The following is a 17393-nucleotide window of genomic DNA, read 5'->3' as shown; positions in this document are numbered from 1 at the left end:
TCACCCCACTTCAGCTGCCAGAAATGCCTTGGTCCTCGCCTCGCGCGGCGCACGCAGCACCTCGCCGGCCGGACCACTCTCCACGATCACGCCCTGGTCCATATAGACAACCCGGTCGGCGACCTCGCGCGCGAAGCCGAGCTCATGCGTGACGACCAGCATGGTCATGCCGGACCTCGCCAGCTCCTTCATCACACCGAGCACCTCGCCGACCAGCTCCGGGTCGAGCGCCGAGGTCGGCTCGTCGAACAGCACCAGCCGCGGCTTCATTGCGAGCGCGCGTGCGATCGCCACGCGCTGCTGCTGACCGCCGGACAGTTGCGCCGGATAGGACTGCGCCTTGTCGGCAAGGCCGACCCGGCGCAGCAGCGACAAGGCCTCGTCCTTCGCCTCGGCAAGCCTGCGCCTCTGCACCTGCACCGGCCCCTCGATCACGTTCTCCAGCGCCGTCATGTGCGGGAACAGGTTGAAGCGCTGGAACACCATGCCGCAGGCGAGGCGTTGCCGCGCGATCTCGCGCTCCGACAGCCGATGCAGCCGACCGGCCGTCTCGCGGAAGCCGAGCAGCGCGCCGTCGAGCCAGATGCCGCCGCTGTCCGCCGTGGCCAGCTGGTTGACGCAACGGAGCAAGGTGGTCTTGCCGGAGCCGGATTGCCCGATCAGGCACACCACCTCGCCCTCGAAGACATCGAGCGAGACTTGCTTGAGCGCCTGGAATTCCCCGAAGCGCTTGCTGACCTGACGGATGGCGACGAGCGGCGTCATCAGCGCCCCCGCGCGATGCCACGGGCAAAACGGTGTTCGAGCAGCATCTGCAGCGGCGTCAGGACCGAGACCACGAGCAGATACCAGAGGCCGGCGACGATCAGGAGCTCGATGACGCGCGAATTGGCGTAGTAGATGTTCTCGGCCGAGTGCAACACCTCCGGATACTGGATCACGCTGGCGAGCGAGGTCGCCTTGACCAGGCCAATGAACTCGTTGCCGAGCGGCGGGATCACCACGCGCATCGCCTGCGGCAGGATGATCCGGCGCAGCGCCTGCAGCCGTCCCATGCCGATCGCCTGCGCCGCCTCGTATTGCCCGATGTCGACCGAGAGCAGCCCTGCCCGCATCACCTCCGAGGTGTAGGCGCCCTGGTTGATGCCGAGCCCGAGCAGCGCGGCCAGGAACGGCGTCATCACGTCGACGGCGCGCGCGCTCCACAGGCCGGGGATGCCGATGGTCGGAAACACCAGCGCGAGGTTGAACCACAACAACAACTGGAGGATCAGCGGCGTACCGCGAAACAGCCAGGTGTAGCCGGCGGCGACCGACCGCAGCACCGGATTGGGCGACAGCCGCATGATCGCGACGACCACGCCGAGCGCGATGCCCAGCGCCATCGCCGCGACGGCCATGACCATGGTGTTGACGATGCCGCGCAGGATCACCGGCGCGGTCACGAAGCGTTCGACGTAAGACCATTCGATCTGGCCTCTGGCGAAGGCGCGGCCGATCGCCAGCAGGATCACGACAATGACGGCAGCCGTAAGCCAGCGGCCCCAATGCGCCTTGCGCGCGATCCTGTGCGCCGACAGGTCGGGAAAGCCATCGGCCAGTACGTCGGCGCGGCTCATTGCGGCGCCGCGTTGAGCATCGGCTCGCGCACCGCATTGGCGCCGAGACCCCATTTGTCGAGAATGGCCTTGTAGCTGCCGTCGGCGATCATCGACTTGAGCTGTTCGGTCACGACCTCGCGAAAGCCTGCATCGTCCTTGCGGAACATGATGCCCTGGTAGCCGAAGGCGATGGGCTCACCGACGATGCGATACTTGCCGGCCTCCTGCGACTGCGCATAGGGCAAGGTCTCGCTGCCCTGCACGGCGGCATCGATGCGGCTCTGCTTGAGCTGATTGCGGACATCGATCGAGTTCTCCCCCGGCACATATTGCGCGGCAGGCTTGCCTGCGGCCTCGCAATTGGCCTTGCTCCATTTCTCGATCTCCTGCGGGAAGCTCGTCGAGCGCGTGGTGCCGATCTTCCGGCCGCACAGATCGGTCGCGACCTTGGCATCGCTCTCCGCCAGCACGAAGAACTGCGGGCCGGTGACGAGATAGTCGACGAAGTCGGCGGTCTCGCGCCGCGAGGCACGGTCGGAGATGCCCGAGATGATGAAGTCGGCGCGCCGGGTCTGCAGCGAGGGAATGAGTTCGGCGAACGCCGTCTCGCTCCACACGATCTTGACGCCGAACCGCTTCGCCAGTTCGTTGGCGAGATCGATGTCGAGCCCCTTCAGCTCGTTGGTGGCGGGGTCGTGATATTCCATCGGCGCGTAGGTCGAGTTGACCGTGAGCTTGAGCACGCCAGCCTGCTTGATCTCAGCGGGCAGCTCCGCGGCCCCCGCCGGAGCAAGCGAGGCGAGGATGACGAAACCTGCGAACAACGAACGGCGCATCCTGCAACTCCCCACGTGAACGGCTAATCGACCACGACCGGCTCGACGGCGCCGGCGCGCTCGGTGATGAGCCTGTACTGATCCGGCCGACGATGCGCCGCGAAGTTGAACATCTTGTCCTTGCCCTGGCGGCACAGATCGAGGTCGATGTCGGCGACGACGACCTCGTCGGCGAGCGTCTTCGCCCGCGCCACGATGCAGCCATTGGGATCGACGATGCAGGAGCCGCCGATCAGCCCGCTGCCGTCCTCGTCGCCCGCCTTTGCGACCGCGATCGCCCACGTCGCATTCATGTAGGCGTTGGCCTGCGCCACCAGGGTCGAATGGAAGGTGCGCAGCGAGGCATCCTCGGTGTTGCCGCCATTCGGATCATAGGCCGCGGAATTGTAGCCGACGCAGACCAGCTCGACGCCCTGCAGCCCCAGCACCCGCCACGATTCCGGCCAGCGCCGGTCGTTGCAGATCATCATGCCCATGATGGCGCCGCCCCACTCGCGGCCGGCGCGCACGGCCGGAAAGCCGAGATCGCCATAGCTGAAATAGCGCTTCTCCAGCTGCTGATACTTGGCACTCGGGCGCGGCTCGACGGAGCCGGGCAGATGCACCTTGCGATATTTGCTGATGATCTCGCCGTCGGGATCGACCAGGATGGAGCTGTTGAAGCGGCGTCCGTCCGGTGTCAGCTCGGCATAGCCGACATAGAAGCCGACGCGAAGCGCCCGCGCCCGGTCGAACAGCGCGGCAACGGACGGGTTCGGCATCGCGCGCTCGAAATAGCTGTCGAGCTCATCGCCTTCGAGGATCCAACGCGGGAAGAAGGTCGTGAATGCGAGTTCCGGAAACACCACCAGCTTCGCGCCCTGGGCGGCCGCCTGTTCCAAGAGCCCGATCATGCGCGACAGCGTGTGCCCGCGGCTGTCGGCGCGCTGGGTCGGCCCCATCTGGGCGGCGGCGGCGCGGAAGATACGGCTCAAAACTCTGCCTCCGATCTGTGCGTCATGCCTTTCCAGCAGGCGGCAGCACCGCCCCCTGCGACGCGCAAGAGAAGCATCAATGAAGCGAAACCGGCGCAGGAATTGCAACCAGTCGGGACGACCTCGGTCTATGATATTTTGGCCGAGACCATCACCCGGGCTAATAGGGCGACCATGCCATGAACCTGCGCCAGTTGGAGATCCTGCGGGCGGTCATCCGCCACCACACCACGGTCGCTGCGGCCGAGGAGCTCGCGCTGTCGCAGCCTGCGATCAGCAATGCGCTGAAGGCGATGGAGGCGCAGGCCGGCTTCACGCTGTTCGAGCGCGTCAACAACCGGCTGTTCCCGACACCCGAGGCGATGACGCTCTATGAGGAGAGCGAGGCGATCTTCACCCTGCACGTCCGGCTGGAAAACCGCGTGCGTGACCTGCGCGAGCAGAAGACGGGTCATCTGTCGATCGTCGCCACGCCGCCGCTCGCCTACAGCATCATCCCGCCGACCTTGTCAGGCTTCCTGCGGCGCCGGCCGCAGACGCGGATGTTCTTCGACGTGCGCCGCTACGAGGGCATCATCGAGGGCGTGCTCGGCAACGTCGCCGAGCTCGGCTTCGCGCTCGGACTGTCCGATCATCCCGGGATCGCCCATGAGGTCGTGCATACCGGGGAGATGGTGTGCGTGATGCCGGCCCGGCATCCGCTTGCCGAATGCGACGTGATTTCAGCGCGGGATCTCGCCGGCTTCCCGCTGATCGGCCTTGAACGCGGCACGCGCCTCGGCGAAGCGGTGCGCGAGAGCTTCCGGCAAGCCGATGCCGACTTCCAGCCGACCGTCGAAGTGCGTTACTGCAACACGGCCTGCGTGCTGGCTTCGACCGGCGTCGGCGTCGCCGTGGTCGATCCATTCTCGCCGCGCCAGGGCGGGCATGATCTCGTGGTACGGCCGTTCACGCCGAGCACCAAAGTCTCGGCCTATGTGCTGTGGTCGGAGGCGCGGCCGCTGTCGAACCTGGCGAAGACGTTTCGCAGCGAGGTGCGAAACGCGAGCCGCAGTCTTGCGGACGGCCTCGACGCGATCGGAGCTCCGAGCCTCGCCGCTTCCGCGCAGCACGGCTGAGCTTGCCGATCGGCATGCGTCCATCAAACCCGTGGACGTATCGTTTGCGGCCCATCATCCGAAACGCCCGCCTGCGACGGGCTTCTCGGGATGATGCTCCGCGTCACTGTCATCTTGCGGCTGGCGGCGGAATTGGTGCAGTGGACCATGGCTCGCCCGCCCGCAATCGCGCCGCCAGCGCCGCCGCGCAGCCGGCGAGCAGCTTCTCGCCCTTTGCAGCAGATGCCTTGCGCGCATCGCCTGCGACGCCGGAGGTGGTGATGTCGGCGAACGATCTGAACATTTTCAGCGACGGGACCAGCGAGCCCATGATGTCGAAGCTCGGCCCAAAGGCAGCGTCGAGCCCCGCCGCGTCGACGAGGCCGGGATGAGCCGCCATCATCATCGAGGTCTCGGCTTCGCAGGCATGCATCACGCCCGCCTGATCCTCGAGGACCTTGGCCATGGTCTCCCGCCCTTCCATGAAATAGGTCGTCGTCGCGATCGGCGCGTTGAGCTCGCGCGTCAGTTCGCCGGTGAGGGTGGCCAGCGCCTGGATGTTGCCGCCATGGCCGTTGACGATCACGATGCGGCGGAAGCCGGCATTCAGAATCGAGCGGCACAGGTCTCTGAGCACGGCGTGGTAGGTGGAGAGACCGAGGGTGAAGGTGCCACCGAACGGAACGTGATGGTCGGCGAGCCCGCACCAAACGGTCGGCGCGACCACGATGGGATGGTCTGGAGTCAGCTCCAGCGCGGTGCGACGGCAGACCTCGCTGCACAGGAAGTCGTCAACTCCCGTCGGCAGATGCGGGCCGTGCTGCTCGGTCGAGGCCACCGGCAACAGCACGATCGCGTCTCGGGCCGCGAGCGCGCGAAGCGCTGCGGCGGAAAGTCTGTTCCAGGCGGTTTCGGTCATGATGGCTGCTCGCATGGTCGGAGATGAGGCAGATTGGCTCATATCACGCAGCCACCGCAACAGCCCATCCCGGCGTATCGGGCGCGCAGGCCGACAGTCGCCTGCGTGCACCTCAGACCGCACGCCCCTGCGCGATACTGCGCCCTCTCCCACAGGGGCGAGGACGCGGCGACCGACACCGCACCCTCGGCTACATCAGGAGCATGCTCTCCATGCACTCAAACATCGACAGCGATTGCGGGCTCGACAAGGTGCAACGGCCTTGCGTCCTCACAACACCACGGCCCGCGCGGCAGGCCGGTCTCACGCCCGCGTCAGTTCGATGTCGTGGGTCTGCTTCGTCTCCGCGTCGTACACCCTGATCTGCAACATCGGAAACCGGCGCTTGAGGTCATGCGCGCCGTTGTGTGCGCCATCCTTGGTCTTGAATTCGGTCTTGATCTGACCATCGACCACGACGGCATAGCCGGTCAGCGGAAGGTCGTTGCCGGATTTGTCTTGAGCAGGCTTGTTGTGAACAGACTTCTCTTGGGCAGACTTGAGCATTGCGAGCCGACGTCGATTCGTGAGTTGAAAGGGGTGTCGAGCGCGCGATCTCTCCGCCTCGGACGACTCCGATGTAAGGTGAGTCTGTCGCGACGAGCAAGCGAAGACGTGTTCTTCACAAGCAGGGCGATTACGGGTTCAACCTGACGGCGCAGCGACGGCCCGCGATGATCTCGGGATGTTCGGCGCGAACGAGTCGCGCAAGTTCCGGACTTGCAACGCGAACGTTCCGGTCGCTCGCCATCATGCGCGCCACCGCGAACGAGGAGCGCCGTGGTCGCGCGTCTCTCAGCGCCCGCAGCGCCCACCTCGCGCCGCCCCCAAGGCAGCAGCCCGATCCCAACTTGGATGCGCTCTCCGACTGAGCACGGGTAGACGCAAAATCCCGGGGCCCTCGGACGAACGAATCAGCATGACCGCCATGCGCGAATTGCCCGTCGTGCCAGTCTGCCGCAGATAAACAGCTTGCCCCGTCGGGCAAATCAGGACGACATTTCCGCGCATCCCGCCTCATGAAGAGGGGCGTGTCGCGAACGTCACGAGACGTGGAGTGCGGGATGCGATGGACGCGACGTGTCGCAGCGGGTGTCATGCCTGCGGACGAACGGCACGGCGCGGACGGCGAAGTCGCATGGTCCTGGCGCCGCGACGCTGGCGTCAAGCTCGTGACGAGGTTTCAACCTCGCGCGGGTGACGGTGGCAAGACAGCCCGTTCACCGGGGAGAATGCGTATAAACCGTAACACTATCGCGCAGGGAAGGCCGGGATGTCTCAGCCGATCCTGTGGTTCCTGCCCCGTGCATTCTTTCCGCACGGGGGCCATGGGGGCGGCGAGCTCCCGGCCTTCCCTGCGCCCTCTCACTTGAAGAGGGCTCCGTCAAGCAAGACTCGGGCGCGATAGGCGCCGCGAGATCGCGACGTGCTGATTTGTAGACGTTCTGTTTGTCGATGGCTGTTTATCAGTGTGAACTGCTGACCACGTGCCGCGCACGGGACCACGACGATCCCCGTAAGATGACGGATGGGCTTGCCGACCGCTGGTGCCGCTGCGGCAGCGAGGGATCGTAAACGACTGCGCGGGACGTTGACCCGCCATTTACCTCACGGTCCAACCACGACATCGTGATTTGATGCAGGTCAACATGACCGACCCGAACGCACCACCTACTGACAAGGCGTTCAAGCGAATCAGGCCTTGCCGTTACCTTGTTCGGCGTCCCTCGAACGGTCCTGTGCACTTGTCATCATGGAGAACCACATGAGCGAGACCGGCGTGACCGCCCTGGATCACACCGTCCAGGAAACCAACATCTGGCTGAAGGCCATCGAGCAACGCCTCGCGCTGGCGAGCCGGCAGCAGGCCTACAATGCACTGCGTGCCGTGCTGCATGTGCTGCGCGACCGTATGCCGATGGCCGTCGCCGTGAATTTCGGCGCCCAGTTGCCGATGCTCATTCGCGGGATCTACTACGAGGGCTGGCACCACGCGGCAACCCCGACCAAGGACCGCCATCTCGAATATTTCGTCGATGACATCTTCCGCCAACTGCCGCCGCAATTCCCGGTCGATCCGCTCACGGCTGCGCGCGGCATCTTCGAAATTCTCTGGGAGAAGCTCGATCCCGGCGAGTTCGACAAGCTGATGGGCCACCTGCCGGTGCCGCTGCGCAATCTGCGCGAGCCGGCGACCTGAGGGCCGGACCCCTTCGATCAGCTGACCGGTATCGGTCGTCGGTACGGCGGCAGTGCGCCTCTCGCCTTCAATGCGCGAGCTGCCGGTACAGCGCCGGCAGCGCGGCGGGCAGTCGCCTGATGTTGCCGACGATGGCGTAGCCGCCGCGGCCGAACAGGGTGGGAAAATACGACTGCGCCGACGCATCGATGGTCACGCCGAACACCGCGACGCCGCCGCGCCGCGCTTCCTGCACCGCCTTGCGCGTGTCCTCGATCGCGAACCGTCCCTCATAGTGATCGACGTCGTTCGGCTTGCCGTCGGTCAGCACCAGCAGCAGGCGCTTGCGCTCGGATCGCTCGGCGAGCTGGCTGGCGGCATGACGCACCGCCGTGCCGATACGCGTATAGTAGCCGGGCCTGAGCGCGCCGATGCGGCGCTCGACCCGCCCGCTCATCGGCTCGTCGAATGCCTTCACGGTCTCCAGGCGGACCCATGAGTTGCGCCGCGAGGTGAAGGTGAGAATGCTGTGGCTGTCGCCGCAGGCCGACAGCCCATGCGCCAGCACCAGCAGCGCCTCCTTCTCGACGTCGAGAACGCGCACGCCGTCGATCCACGCATCGGTCGATAGGGACACGTCGACCAGGAGAGTCACCGCGAGATCATGCGCGAGCGGGCGCATCGCCAGATGCACGCGATCAAGTCCGCCATGGCCGGCATTGAGATCGCTGCGCGCGCGCACCAGCGCGTCGATGTCGAGGTCGTGGCCGTCGGCCTGCGCGCGCATCACCTCATGACGCGGCCGCAAGGTCTCGAACCTGCGCCGCACGCTGCGGATGCGCCGGCGCATCGCATCGTCCGGAGACCACGCCTCGCCCGCCTCGGCGGCATCGCCGGTCACGACGCGACAATGGTCCGGCAGATAGGCGCCGCTGCGATAATTCCACTCGGGATACAGCCGGCCGCTGTCGAGCCGGGCCGTGTCCACCGCCTCGGGCGGCAGGTCGAGATCGAACTTCAGCTTGCTCGCCGGACGCCCCTTGCGCCTGGCGATCGCGAGCTCATCAAGATCGTCGGCAGCCTTGCGGGCGTCGTCATCGTCGGTATCGTCGGACGGACGATCGACATTGACCATCTCCGCCATCGCCAGGATCTTCTCGAAGCGGTTGAGGATGAATGGATCGCGCTTGGCCGTGTCGTCGCGCTCGCGCCGTGCGAAGCGCTTGCGGGTGTCGGGTGCCCCCTCCTGCTCTGCGGGCGTCTGCGTCTCGTCGTCCTCGCGCGCCGCGGCAACGGCATCGCGGCTCCAGCAATCGCCCCACAGCGGACACGGCAGCATCGGCCGATAGCCGGGCGGGGCGGCCTCCGGCAACGCGCCGCCAGCGATGACCGCATTCCACAGCGCGCCCTTGGGCGGCGCGCCGGCGCCGAGCAGGGCCATGACGATGTGCTCGACCTGCTGCTCGAGCCGAGGCAGCGGCCGCCGCGGCCGCGCCGCAGCCAGCGCTTCGGCGAGTTGCGCATGCGGACACGCCAGTCCAGGGAAGCGCGCCAGCACCAGCGAGGTCGTCTCACAGGCCCGGCGCAGCGCCAGCAGATCATGCCGCAGCGGATCGCGCTCCGTGATCGGCTCGACCGCCATGGTCGCGAACCACGCCGCGAGCCAGTGATAGAGCTGCGCATTGAGCGCGCGCCCCGGCAGCAGCGCGATGGTCTCCGGCAGGAACACGGTGGCGCCATCGCGCCCGGCCTGATCGAGGCATTCGTCCCCGAGGCCAATGCGCTGGCGCCAGCCGAGCCGATGGCCCGATTTGCGCGCCTTGGCTCCGGCGACCTGCACGCCGCTCTCGCCGCCCAGCGCGCGGAACATCACGGCGATGCGGCCGCTGATCTCGTTCAGGGCGACGGCCTGATCCGGATGGACCGGATAGCTCGAGGTCGTGCCGACCAGGCGATGCCAGGCGCGGCCGACGGTCTCCTCCAGTTCGAGGAAGTCGAGCATGGCTCACCCGATCACGGCATGCGCGACCTCGCGCAACGCGGCCTTGACGTCGGCGTCGTCGGTGAGCGGCTCGATCATCGCGGCGAGCACGGCGTCCGCGATGGATGCTCCGGCAGCGACGAGCGTCGCGCAATAGACCAGGAGCCGCGTCGAGACGCCCTCCTCCAAGTCATGGCCTTGCAGCGCGCGCAGCCGATGCGCGAGCGCCACCAGCGGCCGAACGCGCTCCGGCGCCAGCCCGCTCTCGGCGGCAACCACCGCGATCTCCTGCTCGGCGGGCAGGAAGCCGAATTCGATGGCGATGAAGCGCTGCCGTGTCGATGGCTTCAGCGCCTTGTGCAGCGACTGATAACCCGGATTGTAGGACACCACCAGCATGAAGCCGTCGGGCGCGAGCAGCTCCTCGCCGGTGCGCTCCAGCGGAAGAATGCGGCGGTCGTCGGTGAGAGGATGCAGCACGACGGTCACATCCTTCCGCGCCTCGACGACCTCGTCGAGATAGCAGATGCCGCCCTCGCGCACCGCGCGGGTCAGCGGGCCGTCGGTCCACACGGTGTCACCGCCCTTGAGCAGATATCGCCCGGTGAGGTCGGCGGCGGTGAGGTCGTCGTGACAGGCGACCGTGTGCAGCGGCAGGCCCAGTCGCGCCGCCATGTGCGCGACGAAGCGGGTCTTGCCGCAGCCGGTCGGCCCCTTCAGCAGCACCGGTAGGCGATGTCGGAACGCATGCTCGAACAGCGCGCATTCATTGCCGGTCGGCGTGTACGAGGGGAACGACAGGACGGTATCGATCGCGTGCAGCGCGGGCTTCATGATCACTCTCCGAATCGGGGGATGCAGGCGGCGGCATCGAAGCCGCCGCCTGCGGGGTTTTACTCCGCCGGCTGCAGGGCGCCGGGGATGATCGCCTGCTTGGCGCGGCCGGGCACCAGCACGGCCCAGACGAACATCAGCGCCGCGATCGCCACGAACACACCGGAGCCGAGCCGAACCCAGTAGAACATCGCGAGCTGGTCCTGCACGTCCATGTAGCTCTGGCCGAGCACGCGCTGCAGATGCACCTGGATGATGCCGGCGAAGGTCAGCGCAAAGGTCATCGTCATCATCGCCGTGCACATGATCCAGAAGCTCGCCATCGAGAGCCACTGATTATACGGCGCACGCTGGCGCAGCTGCGGCACCGCATAGGCCATGACCGCGAGGTTGAGCATCACATAGGCGCCGAAGAAGGCGAGATGGCCGTGCGCGGCGGTCACCTGGGTGCCGTGGGTGTAGTAGTTCACGCTGGACAGCGTGTGCAGGAAGCCCCACACGCCGGCGCCGAGGAACGCCATGACGGAGCAGCCGACCGACCACAGCAGCGCGGCGCGATTCGGATGCTTGCGTCCCGCCTTGAGCGTCATCTGCACCGTGAAGATCACCATGGTGAAGAACGGCGCGACCTCGAGCGTTGAGAACAGCGAGCCGATCCACTGCCAATAGCCGGGCGCGCCGATCCAGTAGAAATGATGGCCGGTGCCGAGGATGCCAGAGAACAGCGCCAGGCCAATGATGACGTAGAGCCACTTCTCCACCACCTCGCGGTCGATGCCGTTGAGCTTGATCATCAGGAAGGCCAGGATCGAGGCCATGATCAACTCCCAGACGCCCTCCACCCAGAGATGGACGATGTACCACCAGTACATCTTGTCGACGGCGAGATTTGCCGGATTGTAGAACGCGAACAGGAAGAAGATCGCGACGCCCCACAGACCGAACAGCAGGATGTTGGTCACCGTCGTCTTGCGACCCTTCAGGGCGGTCATCGTGACGTTGAACAGGAACATCAGGCAGACGACGACGATGCCGACCTTGATGATGAAGGGCTGCTCGAGGAACTCACGGCCCTCATGGTAGTGGAAGAGATAGCCGACGACGGCCGCACCCGCGGCGCCGAAGAACATCCAGAACTGGATCTTGGCGAGCAGCGGGCTGTAGAGCTCGGTCTCGGTCTCCTCGGGCAGCAGGAAGTAGGTGGCGCCCATGAAGCCGATCAGCGACCACACGATCAGCGCGTTGGTGTGGATCATGCGGACGATGTTGAAGGGAAGCAGGACCGACAGCGTGTTCGGCAGCACGTAGATGGTGCCGGCGAGCAGGCCGAAGATGACCTGGGCGAGGAAGAGCGTCAGCGCGCCGTAGAAATACAGCATCGCGACCTTCTGGGTCTCATATCTCATCGCGGATCTCTCTCATGACGGGGACGGGATGCCGGCTCAGCCGGCCTTGTTCGGCGGCCAGTCCTGGCGCTTGATCGTGTCGGTCCATTGCAGGAAGTCGGCGAGGTCGTTGAGCTCCTGGTCGGACAGATTGAACTGCGGCATCTGCCTGCGGCCGGGCGCACCGGAGGGTTGCGACTGCATCCAGGATTTCAGCATCTCGCGCGCGGCGGCCGGGTCCTGCCTGCCGCCCCAACGGTCCCAGACATTGCCGACCTCTGGCGCGAAATAGGCGCCCTCGCCGAGCAGGGTATGGCAGTTGATGCAGGAGTTTCTCTCCCAGACGTGCTTGCCGCGAGCGACTCCGTCGGACAGCGTCGACGCATTGGTCGAGGTCGTGACCATGTAGTAGTGGCTGTGCGCTGTGAGCCCGAGGAAGATCGCAAAGAAGAAGGCCGAACCGCCGTAGAAGACGTTCCGTGCGGCCGACTTGGTCAGGCGTTCCGCCATGACACGTCCTTTCCGTTTTGGTGAAGGTCGATGGTGAAGGCAATCTACCGGCACTGCCGGGAGTCTCTTTGTCGCGGCGCAAGCAGCACGGCGATGGCCCGTCAGACCAGCGCGCGGAGCGCCACCGCCAGCCCGGCGAGCGCAACCAGGCCTAGGAGCCACGATGCGAGCAGGCCGCGCCACAGCGCGGGCGCATGGCGCAGGCCGAGAAAATCCAGCACGATCACCCTGCCCTTTGCCAATGCGAGCGCGAGCACGAGGGCATCGGCGAGCCAGCGATTCGGCAGCAGCAGCGAGGCCGCGAGCGTGGCAACGGCGAAGCTCAGCAATTGAAGCCAGGCGAGCGTGAGGCGATCGCGGACCATGACTCATCCCACCAGATAGAGGATCGGGAACATCACGATCCAGACCAGATCGACCATGTGCCAGAACGCCGTCCCGGTCTCGACGCTGGTGGGCGCGGCATGACGACCGACGATTCCGAGGATGACCATCCCGAGTACGACGTGAAGCAGATGGAAGCCCGTGAGCAGAAAATAGAGCGTGAAGAACGGCGACGTCTCCAGGCCTGCGCCGGCGGCAATCTCCCTGCCATACTCGGTCAGCTTGACGGCAATGAAGGCCGTGCCGAGCAGGATCGCCAGCATGATCCAACGCCGTGCTGTGGCCGGCGATCCGCCTCTCGCCGCCGCCGCCCCGCGCGCCGCAGCCCACCCGCTCGTCACAAGCACGATCGTGTTCAATGCGGCGAGAGGTCCGTCCAGCATGGCCTGCCCGGCTGCGAACACGACTGGATTGACTGCGCGCGCCACGACGAAGGCGCCGAGCAGCAGGCCGAAAGCGACAAGCTCGCTGAGGATCAGGACCCACATCATGGGGTCGCCCGGCAACCCGTCGAGCACGCCCCAGCGCTCCGTTGGTTCCGGTTCGTATGTGAGTGCCGACACCGCCACCTCCGATCAGATGTCGGCAAAGCTAATCGGGGCGGCAGACATGCTCTTTGTCGGCGCACAAACAGCACGGCGCCTGGATGCGCTACCGGATCGACATCAGGAGCATGTCCATGACCGAAGCGCGGCTCGGCCTCGTCACCGCCACCCCGATCATCATCGTGTTTGCAGCGGCGCTGCGGCGCATGGGCGTGCTGTCGACCACGGGGACCGTGTCCGCGATCGCGCTCTCCGTTGCGATTGCGGTTGTCCTGTTCACCACGCAATAACCTGGCCTGGAACCTTTGCCGTCCTCGGGCGTCAGATCGTCCGGAGGTGCCGCATGGACGACAACCGGTTCGCAGAGCTGCTCGGCAACGCCGCCATCGGCGTCTGGGGCGACATGCCGCGCGACATCCAGGAAGCGCTGTTCGAGACGGCGATGCGCGGTCACGACGATCTGAGGCACGAACTCGCCAAGCTGCTTCACGACCGGCATCCGCGGACACAGCATCCGCCGCATCCGGCTTGAGCGGTCTCAGTCGCGATGATCATCAGCCCCGAACTGTGATGGCTCGTCGTAGCCCTTGCGGCTGCTGTAGAACAACAGCACCATCAGCCCGATCCCCACGATGAGCGAAAACACCACGCCGAGCGTGAGCGCGATCCAGCCCTCGGTCGGCATCGGATCGCCGGGCAAGGTCATGCCCTGATAGGCGAAGACGACGGCGGCCGCGAGAATCAGCAGCAATGCGACGATGATAGTGATGGGTCCTGCACGCATGGCGGTCGCACTCCTGACACGAGAACAGGACGCGACCACGATCGTTCCTGGACGGGTGCGGTAACGGCGCACGGCGGCAGTTCCGAAATTTGAGGACGGCGTCCCACCCTTCTCGCTGCGCCGCCGAAAGCATCGCGCTGCATCCAATCGCAGCATCATCTGCTCAAAGGATGACGCGCGCTCCACCGCGCCTTGCCGCGCGCCGCATGGCTGCTCTCGCGGCGGATCGCTAGGCGTCGGGGAACTTAGCTGATAACCATACCGGCTCCCTATCGGCAGCAGAGGACAAGGACCGGAGATGGACAACCGCAGCGAGATCTGGCGCGGCGTCGACGCGATCAAGACCCGTTTCATCGAGCTCAGCGACCGGGTGTGGAGCATGCCCGAGATCTGCTACACCGAGGCCCGCTCGTCCGCCGAACACCTCGCCGAGTTGAAGCACCAGGGTTTTCGGATCATCGAAAAGGTCGCGGGCATCCCGACCGCGCTGATGGGCGAATGGGGCGAAGGTGGTCCGGTCATCGCGTTCATGGGCGAATACGACGCCCTGCCCGGCCTCAGCCAGGAGGCCGGCGTCGCCGAACATCGTCCGATCGAGACCGGCGGCCATGGCCATGGCTGCGGCCACAATCTCCTGGGCTCGGCGGCGCTGCTCGCGGCAACCGCCGTGAAGGACTGGCTCGCCGCCAACAAGGTTCCGGGACGCGTGCGCTACTACGGCTGCCCTGCCGAGGAAGGCGGCGCCGCAAAGGCCTTCATGGTGCGCTCAGGCGCGTTCGAGGATGCCGACATCGCAATCACCTGGCATCCGTCGAGCTTCTGGGAAGTGGTGATGACGCCCTCTCTCGCCAACACGCGCGCCGACTTCATCTTCACCGGACGCACCTCGCATGCGGCCGCCTCGCCGCATCTCGGCCGCAGCGCGCTCGACGCGGTGGAGCTGATGAATGTCGGCGTCAACTACATGCGCGAGCACATGCCGAGCGACGCCCGCGTGCATTACGCGCTGCTCGACACCGGCGGCATTGCGCCCAACGTCGTGCAGGCGCATGCGCGCGTCCGCTACTCGATCCGCGCGCGCGACCTGCCCGGCATGAACGAGCTGGTCGGGCGCGTACACAAGATCGCGCAAGGTGCCGCGATGATGACCGAGACCAAGGTCGAGATGAAGATCATCTCGGCGGTCTCCAACATCCTGCCCAACACGCCGCTCGAAGAGGCGCTGCACGGGATCATGGAGGAGCTGGGGCCGCCGCATTTCGACGCGAGCGACAAGGATTTCGCCGGTCAGATCCAGGCGACCCTGACCGACAAGGACATCGAATCCGTCTACTACAGCATCGGCATGGATCCGACCGACAAGCCGCTGGCCGACTTCCTGGTGCCGCTGAACGCCAAGCGCAATCCGCAGATCGGCTCGACCGATGTCGGCGACGTCAGCTGGGTGGTGCCGACGGTGCAGGTGCACGCGCCGACGGTGGCGATCGGCACGCCGTTCCACACCTGGCAGGTCGTTGCGCAAGGTAAGACGCCGGCCGCGCACAAGGCGATGGTGCAGGCCGCCAAGGCGATGGCCGGTCTCGGCATCAAGGCGCTCAATGAGCCGGCGCTGATCGCAGCCGCCAAGGCCGACCTGAAGAAGCGGACGCTGCGCACGCCCTATGTCAGCCCGCTGCCCGCCGAGGTCGAGCCGCCGCTGACCATGTCGGTCGTTTGAGAGATACACTGGGGGGGGAAACACAATGGCGAAAACAGCGACAAGGAAGAAGCCGGCGGCAAAGACCGCCAAGCCGGCTCCGAAGCGCGTGGCCACGCGCGCCACGGCCAACAGGAAGCCCGCAAAGGCGAAGCCGCAGGCCAGACCACAGGCGAGGGCCACCGCGCCGAAGCCGCGGCTGCCGAGAGGACCGGTTTGGCAGTGGTCGGCGCTCGACACCGCCGCTGCGATCCGCTCGGGCGCGGTCTCCTCGGTCGAGGTGACCGAGGCGCACATCGCGCGCATGCATGAGGTCAATCCGAAGCTGAATGCGGTCGTCGTCGATCTGTCCGAAGAAGCATTGAAAGCTGCGCGCACCGCGGACAAGGCGCGCAACAAGGACGGCCTGCTGCATGGCGTGCCCGTCACCATCAAGGAGAACGTCGACTACCAGGGACGGCCAAACCCCAACGGCGTTCCGGCGCAGATGGGAATCATCGCGCCGTCGGACGCGCCCGTCGTGCGCAACCTCAAGAACGCGGGCGCGATCGTGCTCGGCCTCACCAACACGCCGGAATTCTCATTCCGCGGCTTCACCGACAACCCGCTGCACGGACTGACCTTGAACCCGTGGGATCCCGAGATCACCTGCGGCGGCTCGTCGGGCGGCGCTGGAGCTGCGGTCGCCGCCGGTATCGGCACCATCGCGCATGGCAACGACATCGGCGGCTCGCTGCGGTGGCCGGCGCATTGCAACGGCGTTGTCACGATCAAGCCGACGCAGGGGCGCATCCCGGCCTACAACGAAAGCGCCGCGGCCGAGCGGCCGATGCTGGCGCATCTGATGTCGTCGCAGGGCCCGCTGGCGCGTAGCGTCGCCGACGTCAGGCTGGCGCTGGAGGTGATGAGCCGGCGCGATCCGCGCGATCCCTGGTGGGTGCCGGCCCCGCTCGAGGGCGAGAAGCCCAAGCGGCCGATCAAGGTCGCGCTCGCCAAGATCCCCGATGACATGGACGTCGATCCTTCGGTGCAGGCCGCGCTGCGGCAGGCCGCCGATCATCTGGAACGCTCCGGCTACCGGGTCAGCGAGGTCGAGGTCCCCGACATCTCCGGCGTCTGGCAGACCTGGTGCGACGTCATCACCACCGAGGTGGTCGTGATGCAGGAGGCCAAGATGCTGGCCGTCACCTCGGAAGACTTCCACAAGGCGTGGGGCGGGATGCGGGCCAAGGCCGAGATCCTCGACCTCGCGGGCTGGATGAACGCGACGGCGCAGCGCTCCACCCATATCCGCGCCTGGCAGCTGTTCTTCGAGGATTATCCGGTGGTGCTGGCGCCGACGACGGTCAAGCCGACGCCGGGCCCGCGCGAGGACACGGTAAGCCCGGAGCGCGTGCGCGAAATCTTCTTCAACGATATCCGCTTCATCTCGGCCATCAACGTGCTCGGGCTGCCCGGCGCGGTGGTGCCGGTGGCGGTTCACAATGGCCAGCCGATCGGCGTGCAGCTGATCGCCGGCCGCTATCGCGAGGATCTCGCGCTCGATGCCGCCGCGGCGATCGAGAAGCGTGCGGGCATGCTGGTGCGGCAGCTCTGGGAGCGGATGGCTTAGTCTCGCGCCGGCCCGAG

General features: G+C 66.3%; 19 protein-coding genes. 6 read left to right on the top strand and 13 right to left on the bottom strand.

Features of this window, described 5'->3' with window-relative positions:
• The 4 genes from ACQR13_RS13545 to ACQR13_RS13530 are packed head-to-tail and all read right to left on the bottom strand — an operon-like array spanning nucleotide 1 to nucleotide 3411.
• A complete protein-coding gene (locus ACQR13_RS13545; RefSeq protein WP_315750447.1) occupies nucleotides 1–768 on the bottom strand; it encodes an amino acid ABC transporter ATP-binding protein in 768 nt (255 codons plus the stop codon).
• Nucleotides 765–1619, bottom strand: coding sequence for an amino acid ABC transporter permease (locus ACQR13_RS13540; RefSeq protein WP_315717751.1), 855 nt, complete (start codon nucleotides 1617–1619; stop codon nucleotides 765–767). The genes ACQR13_RS13545 and ACQR13_RS13540 overlap by 4 nt, the downstream gene beginning before the upstream one ends.
• Nucleotides 1616–2437: an ABC transporter substrate-binding protein gene (locus ACQR13_RS13535; RefSeq protein WP_315750303.1), complete on the bottom strand. Its 822-nt coding sequence runs from the start codon at nucleotides 2435–2437 to the stop codon at nucleotides 1616–1618. The genes ACQR13_RS13540 and ACQR13_RS13535 overlap by 4 nt, the downstream gene beginning before the upstream one ends.
• A 23-nt stretch (nucleotides 2438–2460) precedes the next feature.
• Nucleotides 2461–3411 (bottom strand): N-carbamoyl-D-amino-acid hydrolase, encoded by a 951-nt coding sequence (locus ACQR13_RS13530; protein ID WP_315750302.1) that lies wholly within the window; start codon nucleotides 3409–3411, stop codon nucleotides 2461–2463.
• A 179-nt stretch (nucleotides 3412–3590) separates the two neighbouring features.
• Here ACQR13_RS13530 and ACQR13_RS13525 point away from each other — a divergent pair, with 179 nt between their 5' ends.
• Complete coding sequence (locus ACQR13_RS13525) at nucleotides 3591–4529, top strand: LysR family transcriptional regulator (protein ID WP_315750301.1); 939 nt, start codon at nucleotides 3591–3593, stop codon at nucleotides 4527–4529.
• A gap of 109 nt (nucleotides 4530–4638) precedes the next feature.
• Here ACQR13_RS13525 and ACQR13_RS13520 read toward each other — a convergent pair whose 3' ends face one another.
• Nucleotides 4639–5427, bottom strand: coding sequence for a creatininase family protein (locus tag ACQR13_RS13520; protein ID WP_315750300.1), 789 nt, complete (start codon nucleotides 5425–5427; stop codon nucleotides 4639–4641).
• Nucleotides 5428–5730: 303 nt separating this feature from the next.
• Nucleotides 5731–5973 carry a hypothetical protein gene (locus tag ACQR13_RS13515; protein WP_315717756.1) on the bottom strand — a complete coding sequence of 81 codons (243 nt, stop codon included), beginning with the start codon at nucleotides 5971–5973 and terminating at the stop codon, nucleotides 5731–5733.
• A 1258-nt stretch (nucleotides 5974–7231) separates the two neighbouring features.
• Between ACQR13_RS13515 and ACQR13_RS13510 the strand changes: the two genes are divergently transcribed.
• Nucleotides 7232–7666 (top strand): DUF2267 domain-containing protein, encoded by a 435-nt coding sequence (locus ACQR13_RS13510; RefSeq protein WP_315750299.1) that lies wholly within the window; start codon nucleotides 7232–7234, stop codon nucleotides 7664–7666.
• Nucleotides 7667–7733: 67 nt separating this feature from the next.
• Here the strand turns inward: ACQR13_RS13510 and ACQR13_RS13505 are convergent, their stop codons facing one another.
• The 6 genes from ACQR13_RS13505 to ACQR13_RS13480 all read right to left on the bottom strand — a co-directional run bounded on the left by ACQR13_RS13505 (nucleotide 7734) and on the right by ACQR13_RS13480 (nucleotide 13302).
• Nucleotides 7734–9647 carry a nitric oxide reductase activation protein NorD gene (locus ACQR13_RS13505; protein WP_315750298.1) on the bottom strand — a complete coding sequence of 638 codons (1914 nt, stop codon included), beginning with the start codon at nucleotides 9645–9647 and terminating at the stop codon, nucleotides 7734–7736.
• 3 nt (nucleotides 9648–9650) lie between these two features.
• Nucleotides 9651–10460 carry a CbbQ/NirQ/NorQ/GpvN family protein gene (locus tag ACQR13_RS13500; protein WP_315717759.1) on the bottom strand — a complete coding sequence of 270 codons (810 nt, stop codon included), beginning with the start codon at nucleotides 10458–10460 and terminating at the stop codon, nucleotides 9651–9653.
• 59 nt (nucleotides 10461–10519) lie between these two features.
• Nucleotides 10520–11866 carry a cbb3-type cytochrome c oxidase subunit I gene (locus ACQR13_RS13495; protein ID WP_315717760.1) on the bottom strand — a complete coding sequence of 449 codons (1347 nt, stop codon included), beginning with the start codon at nucleotides 11864–11866 and terminating at the stop codon, nucleotides 10520–10522.
• A gap of 36 nt (nucleotides 11867–11902) precedes the next feature.
• Nucleotides 11903–12355: a c-type cytochrome gene (locus ACQR13_RS13490; RefSeq protein WP_315717761.1), complete on the bottom strand. Its 453-nt coding sequence runs from the start codon at nucleotides 12353–12355 to the stop codon at nucleotides 11903–11905.
• Between the two features lie 101 nt (nucleotides 12356–12456).
• Nucleotides 12457–12720 (bottom strand): cytochrome C oxidase subunit IV family protein, encoded by a 264-nt coding sequence (locus tag ACQR13_RS13485; protein ID WP_315717762.1) that lies wholly within the window; start codon nucleotides 12718–12720, stop codon nucleotides 12457–12459.
• Nucleotides 12721–12723: 3 nt separating this feature from the next.
• Nucleotides 12724–13302 carry a cytochrome c oxidase subunit 3 family protein gene (locus ACQR13_RS13480; protein WP_315750296.1) on the bottom strand — a complete coding sequence of 193 codons (579 nt, stop codon included), beginning with the start codon at nucleotides 13300–13302 and terminating at the stop codon, nucleotides 12724–12726.
• A 116-nt stretch (nucleotides 13303–13418) separates the two neighbouring features.
• Between ACQR13_RS13480 and ACQR13_RS13475 the strand changes: the two genes are divergently transcribed.
• Both ACQR13_RS13475 and ACQR13_RS13470 read left to right on the top strand, forming a co-directional pair.
• A complete protein-coding gene (locus ACQR13_RS13475; protein ID WP_316201166.1) occupies nucleotides 13419–13574 on the top strand; it encodes a hypothetical protein in 156 nt (51 codons plus the stop codon).
• A 53-nt stretch (nucleotides 13575–13627) separates the two neighbouring features.
• Complete coding sequence (locus tag ACQR13_RS13470; RefSeq protein ID WP_172112235.1) at nucleotides 13628–13816, top strand: hypothetical protein; 189 nt, start codon at nucleotides 13628–13630, stop codon at nucleotides 13814–13816.
• A gap of 6 nt (nucleotides 13817–13822) precedes the next feature.
• Here the strand turns inward: ACQR13_RS13470 and ACQR13_RS13465 are convergent, their stop codons facing one another.
• The gene (locus tag ACQR13_RS13465) at nucleotides 13823–14068 is read right to left on the bottom strand and encodes a hypothetical protein (protein WP_315717765.1); all 246 of its coding nucleotides are present in this window, start codon (nucleotides 14066–14068) and stop codon (nucleotides 13823–13825) included.
• Nucleotides 14069–14366: 298 nt separating this feature from the next.
• On the opposite strand from ACQR13_RS13465, the gene ACQR13_RS13460 reads away from it, so the two are divergent.
• Nucleotides 14367–15785: a M20 family metallopeptidase gene (locus tag ACQR13_RS13460; protein WP_316201167.1), complete on the top strand. Its 1419-nt coding sequence runs from the start codon at nucleotides 14367–14369 to the stop codon at nucleotides 15783–15785.
• Between the two features lie 25 nt (nucleotides 15786–15810).
• Nucleotides 15811–17376, top strand: a complete 1566-nt coding sequence (locus ACQR13_RS13455) for an amidase family protein (protein WP_316201168.1) — start codon at nucleotides 15811–15813, stop codon at nucleotides 17374–17376.
• The last annotated feature ends 17 nt before the right edge of the window (nucleotides 17377–17393 follow it).

Origin of the sequence: Bradyrhizobium sp. HKCCYLRH3059, assembly GCF_051168035.1 — a bacterium.
Lineage (GTDB): Bacteria > Pseudomonadota > Alphaproteobacteria > Rhizobiales > Xanthobacteraceae > Bradyrhizobium.
Note: the sequence above shows the minus strand (reverse complement) of the source record. Positions and strands in the feature narration are given on the sequence as shown.

What these genes read in the sequence shown, in the direction of transcription:
- ACQR13_RS13540 (WP_315717751.1), bottom strand. Translation starts at nt 1,619, where the DNA reads ATGAGCCGCGCCGACGTACTGGCCGATGGCTTTCCCGACCTGTCGGCG.
- ACQR13_RS13535 (WP_315750303.1), bottom strand. Translation starts at nt 2,437, where the DNA reads ATGCGCCGTTCGTTGTTCGCAGGTTTCGTCATCCTCGCCTCGCTTGCT.
- ACQR13_RS13525 (WP_315750301.1), top strand. Translation starts at nt 3,591, where the DNA reads ATGAACCTGCGCCAGTTGGAGATCCTGCGGGCGGTCATCCGCCACCAC.
- ACQR13_RS13520 (WP_315750300.1), bottom strand. Translation starts at nt 5,427, where the DNA reads ATGACCGAAACCGCCTGGAACAGACTTTCCGCCGCAGCGCTTCGCGCG.
- ACQR13_RS13515 (WP_315717756.1), bottom strand. Translation starts at nt 5,973, where the DNA reads ATGCTCAAGTCTGCCCAAGAGAAGTCTGTTCACAACAAGCCTGCTCAA.
- ACQR13_RS13510 (WP_315750299.1), top strand. Translation starts at nt 7,232, where the DNA reads ATGAGCGAGACCGGCGTGACCGCCCTGGATCACACCGTCCAGGAAACC.
- ACQR13_RS13505 (WP_315750298.1), bottom strand. Translation starts at nt 9,647, where the DNA reads ATGCTCGACTTCCTCGAACTGGAGGAGACCGTCGGCCGCGCCTGGCAT.
- ACQR13_RS13500 (WP_315717759.1), bottom strand. Translation starts at nt 10,460, where the DNA reads ATGAAGCCCGCGCTGCACGCGATCGATACCGTCCTGTCGTTCCCCTCG.
- ACQR13_RS13495 (WP_315717760.1), bottom strand. Translation starts at nt 11,866, where the DNA reads ATGAGATATGAGACCCAGAAGGTCGCGATGCTGTATTTCTACGGCGCG.
- ACQR13_RS13490 (WP_315717761.1), bottom strand. Translation starts at nt 12,355, where the DNA reads ATGGCGGAACGCCTGACCAAGTCGGCCGCACGGAACGTCTTCTACGGC.
- ACQR13_RS13485 (WP_315717762.1), bottom strand. Translation starts at nt 12,720, where the DNA reads ATGGTCCGCGATCGCCTCACGCTCGCCTGGCTTCAATTGCTGAGCTTC.
- ACQR13_RS13475 (WP_316201166.1), top strand. Translation starts at nt 13,419, where the DNA reads ATGACCGAAGCGCGGCTCGGCCTCGTCACCGCCACCCCGATCATCATC.
- ACQR13_RS13470 (WP_172112235.1), top strand. Translation starts at nt 13,628, where the DNA reads ATGGACGACAACCGGTTCGCAGAGCTGCTCGGCAACGCCGCCATCGGC.
- ACQR13_RS13465 (WP_315717765.1), bottom strand. Translation starts at nt 14,068, where the DNA reads ATGCGTGCAGGACCCATCACTATCATCGTCGCATTGCTGCTGATTCTC.
- ACQR13_RS13460 (WP_316201167.1), top strand. Translation starts at nt 14,367, where the DNA reads ATGGACAACCGCAGCGAGATCTGGCGCGGCGTCGACGCGATCAAGACC.
- ACQR13_RS13455 (WP_316201168.1), top strand. Translation starts at nt 15,811, where the DNA reads ATGGCGAAAACAGCGACAAGGAAGAAGCCGGCGGCAAAGACCGCCAAG.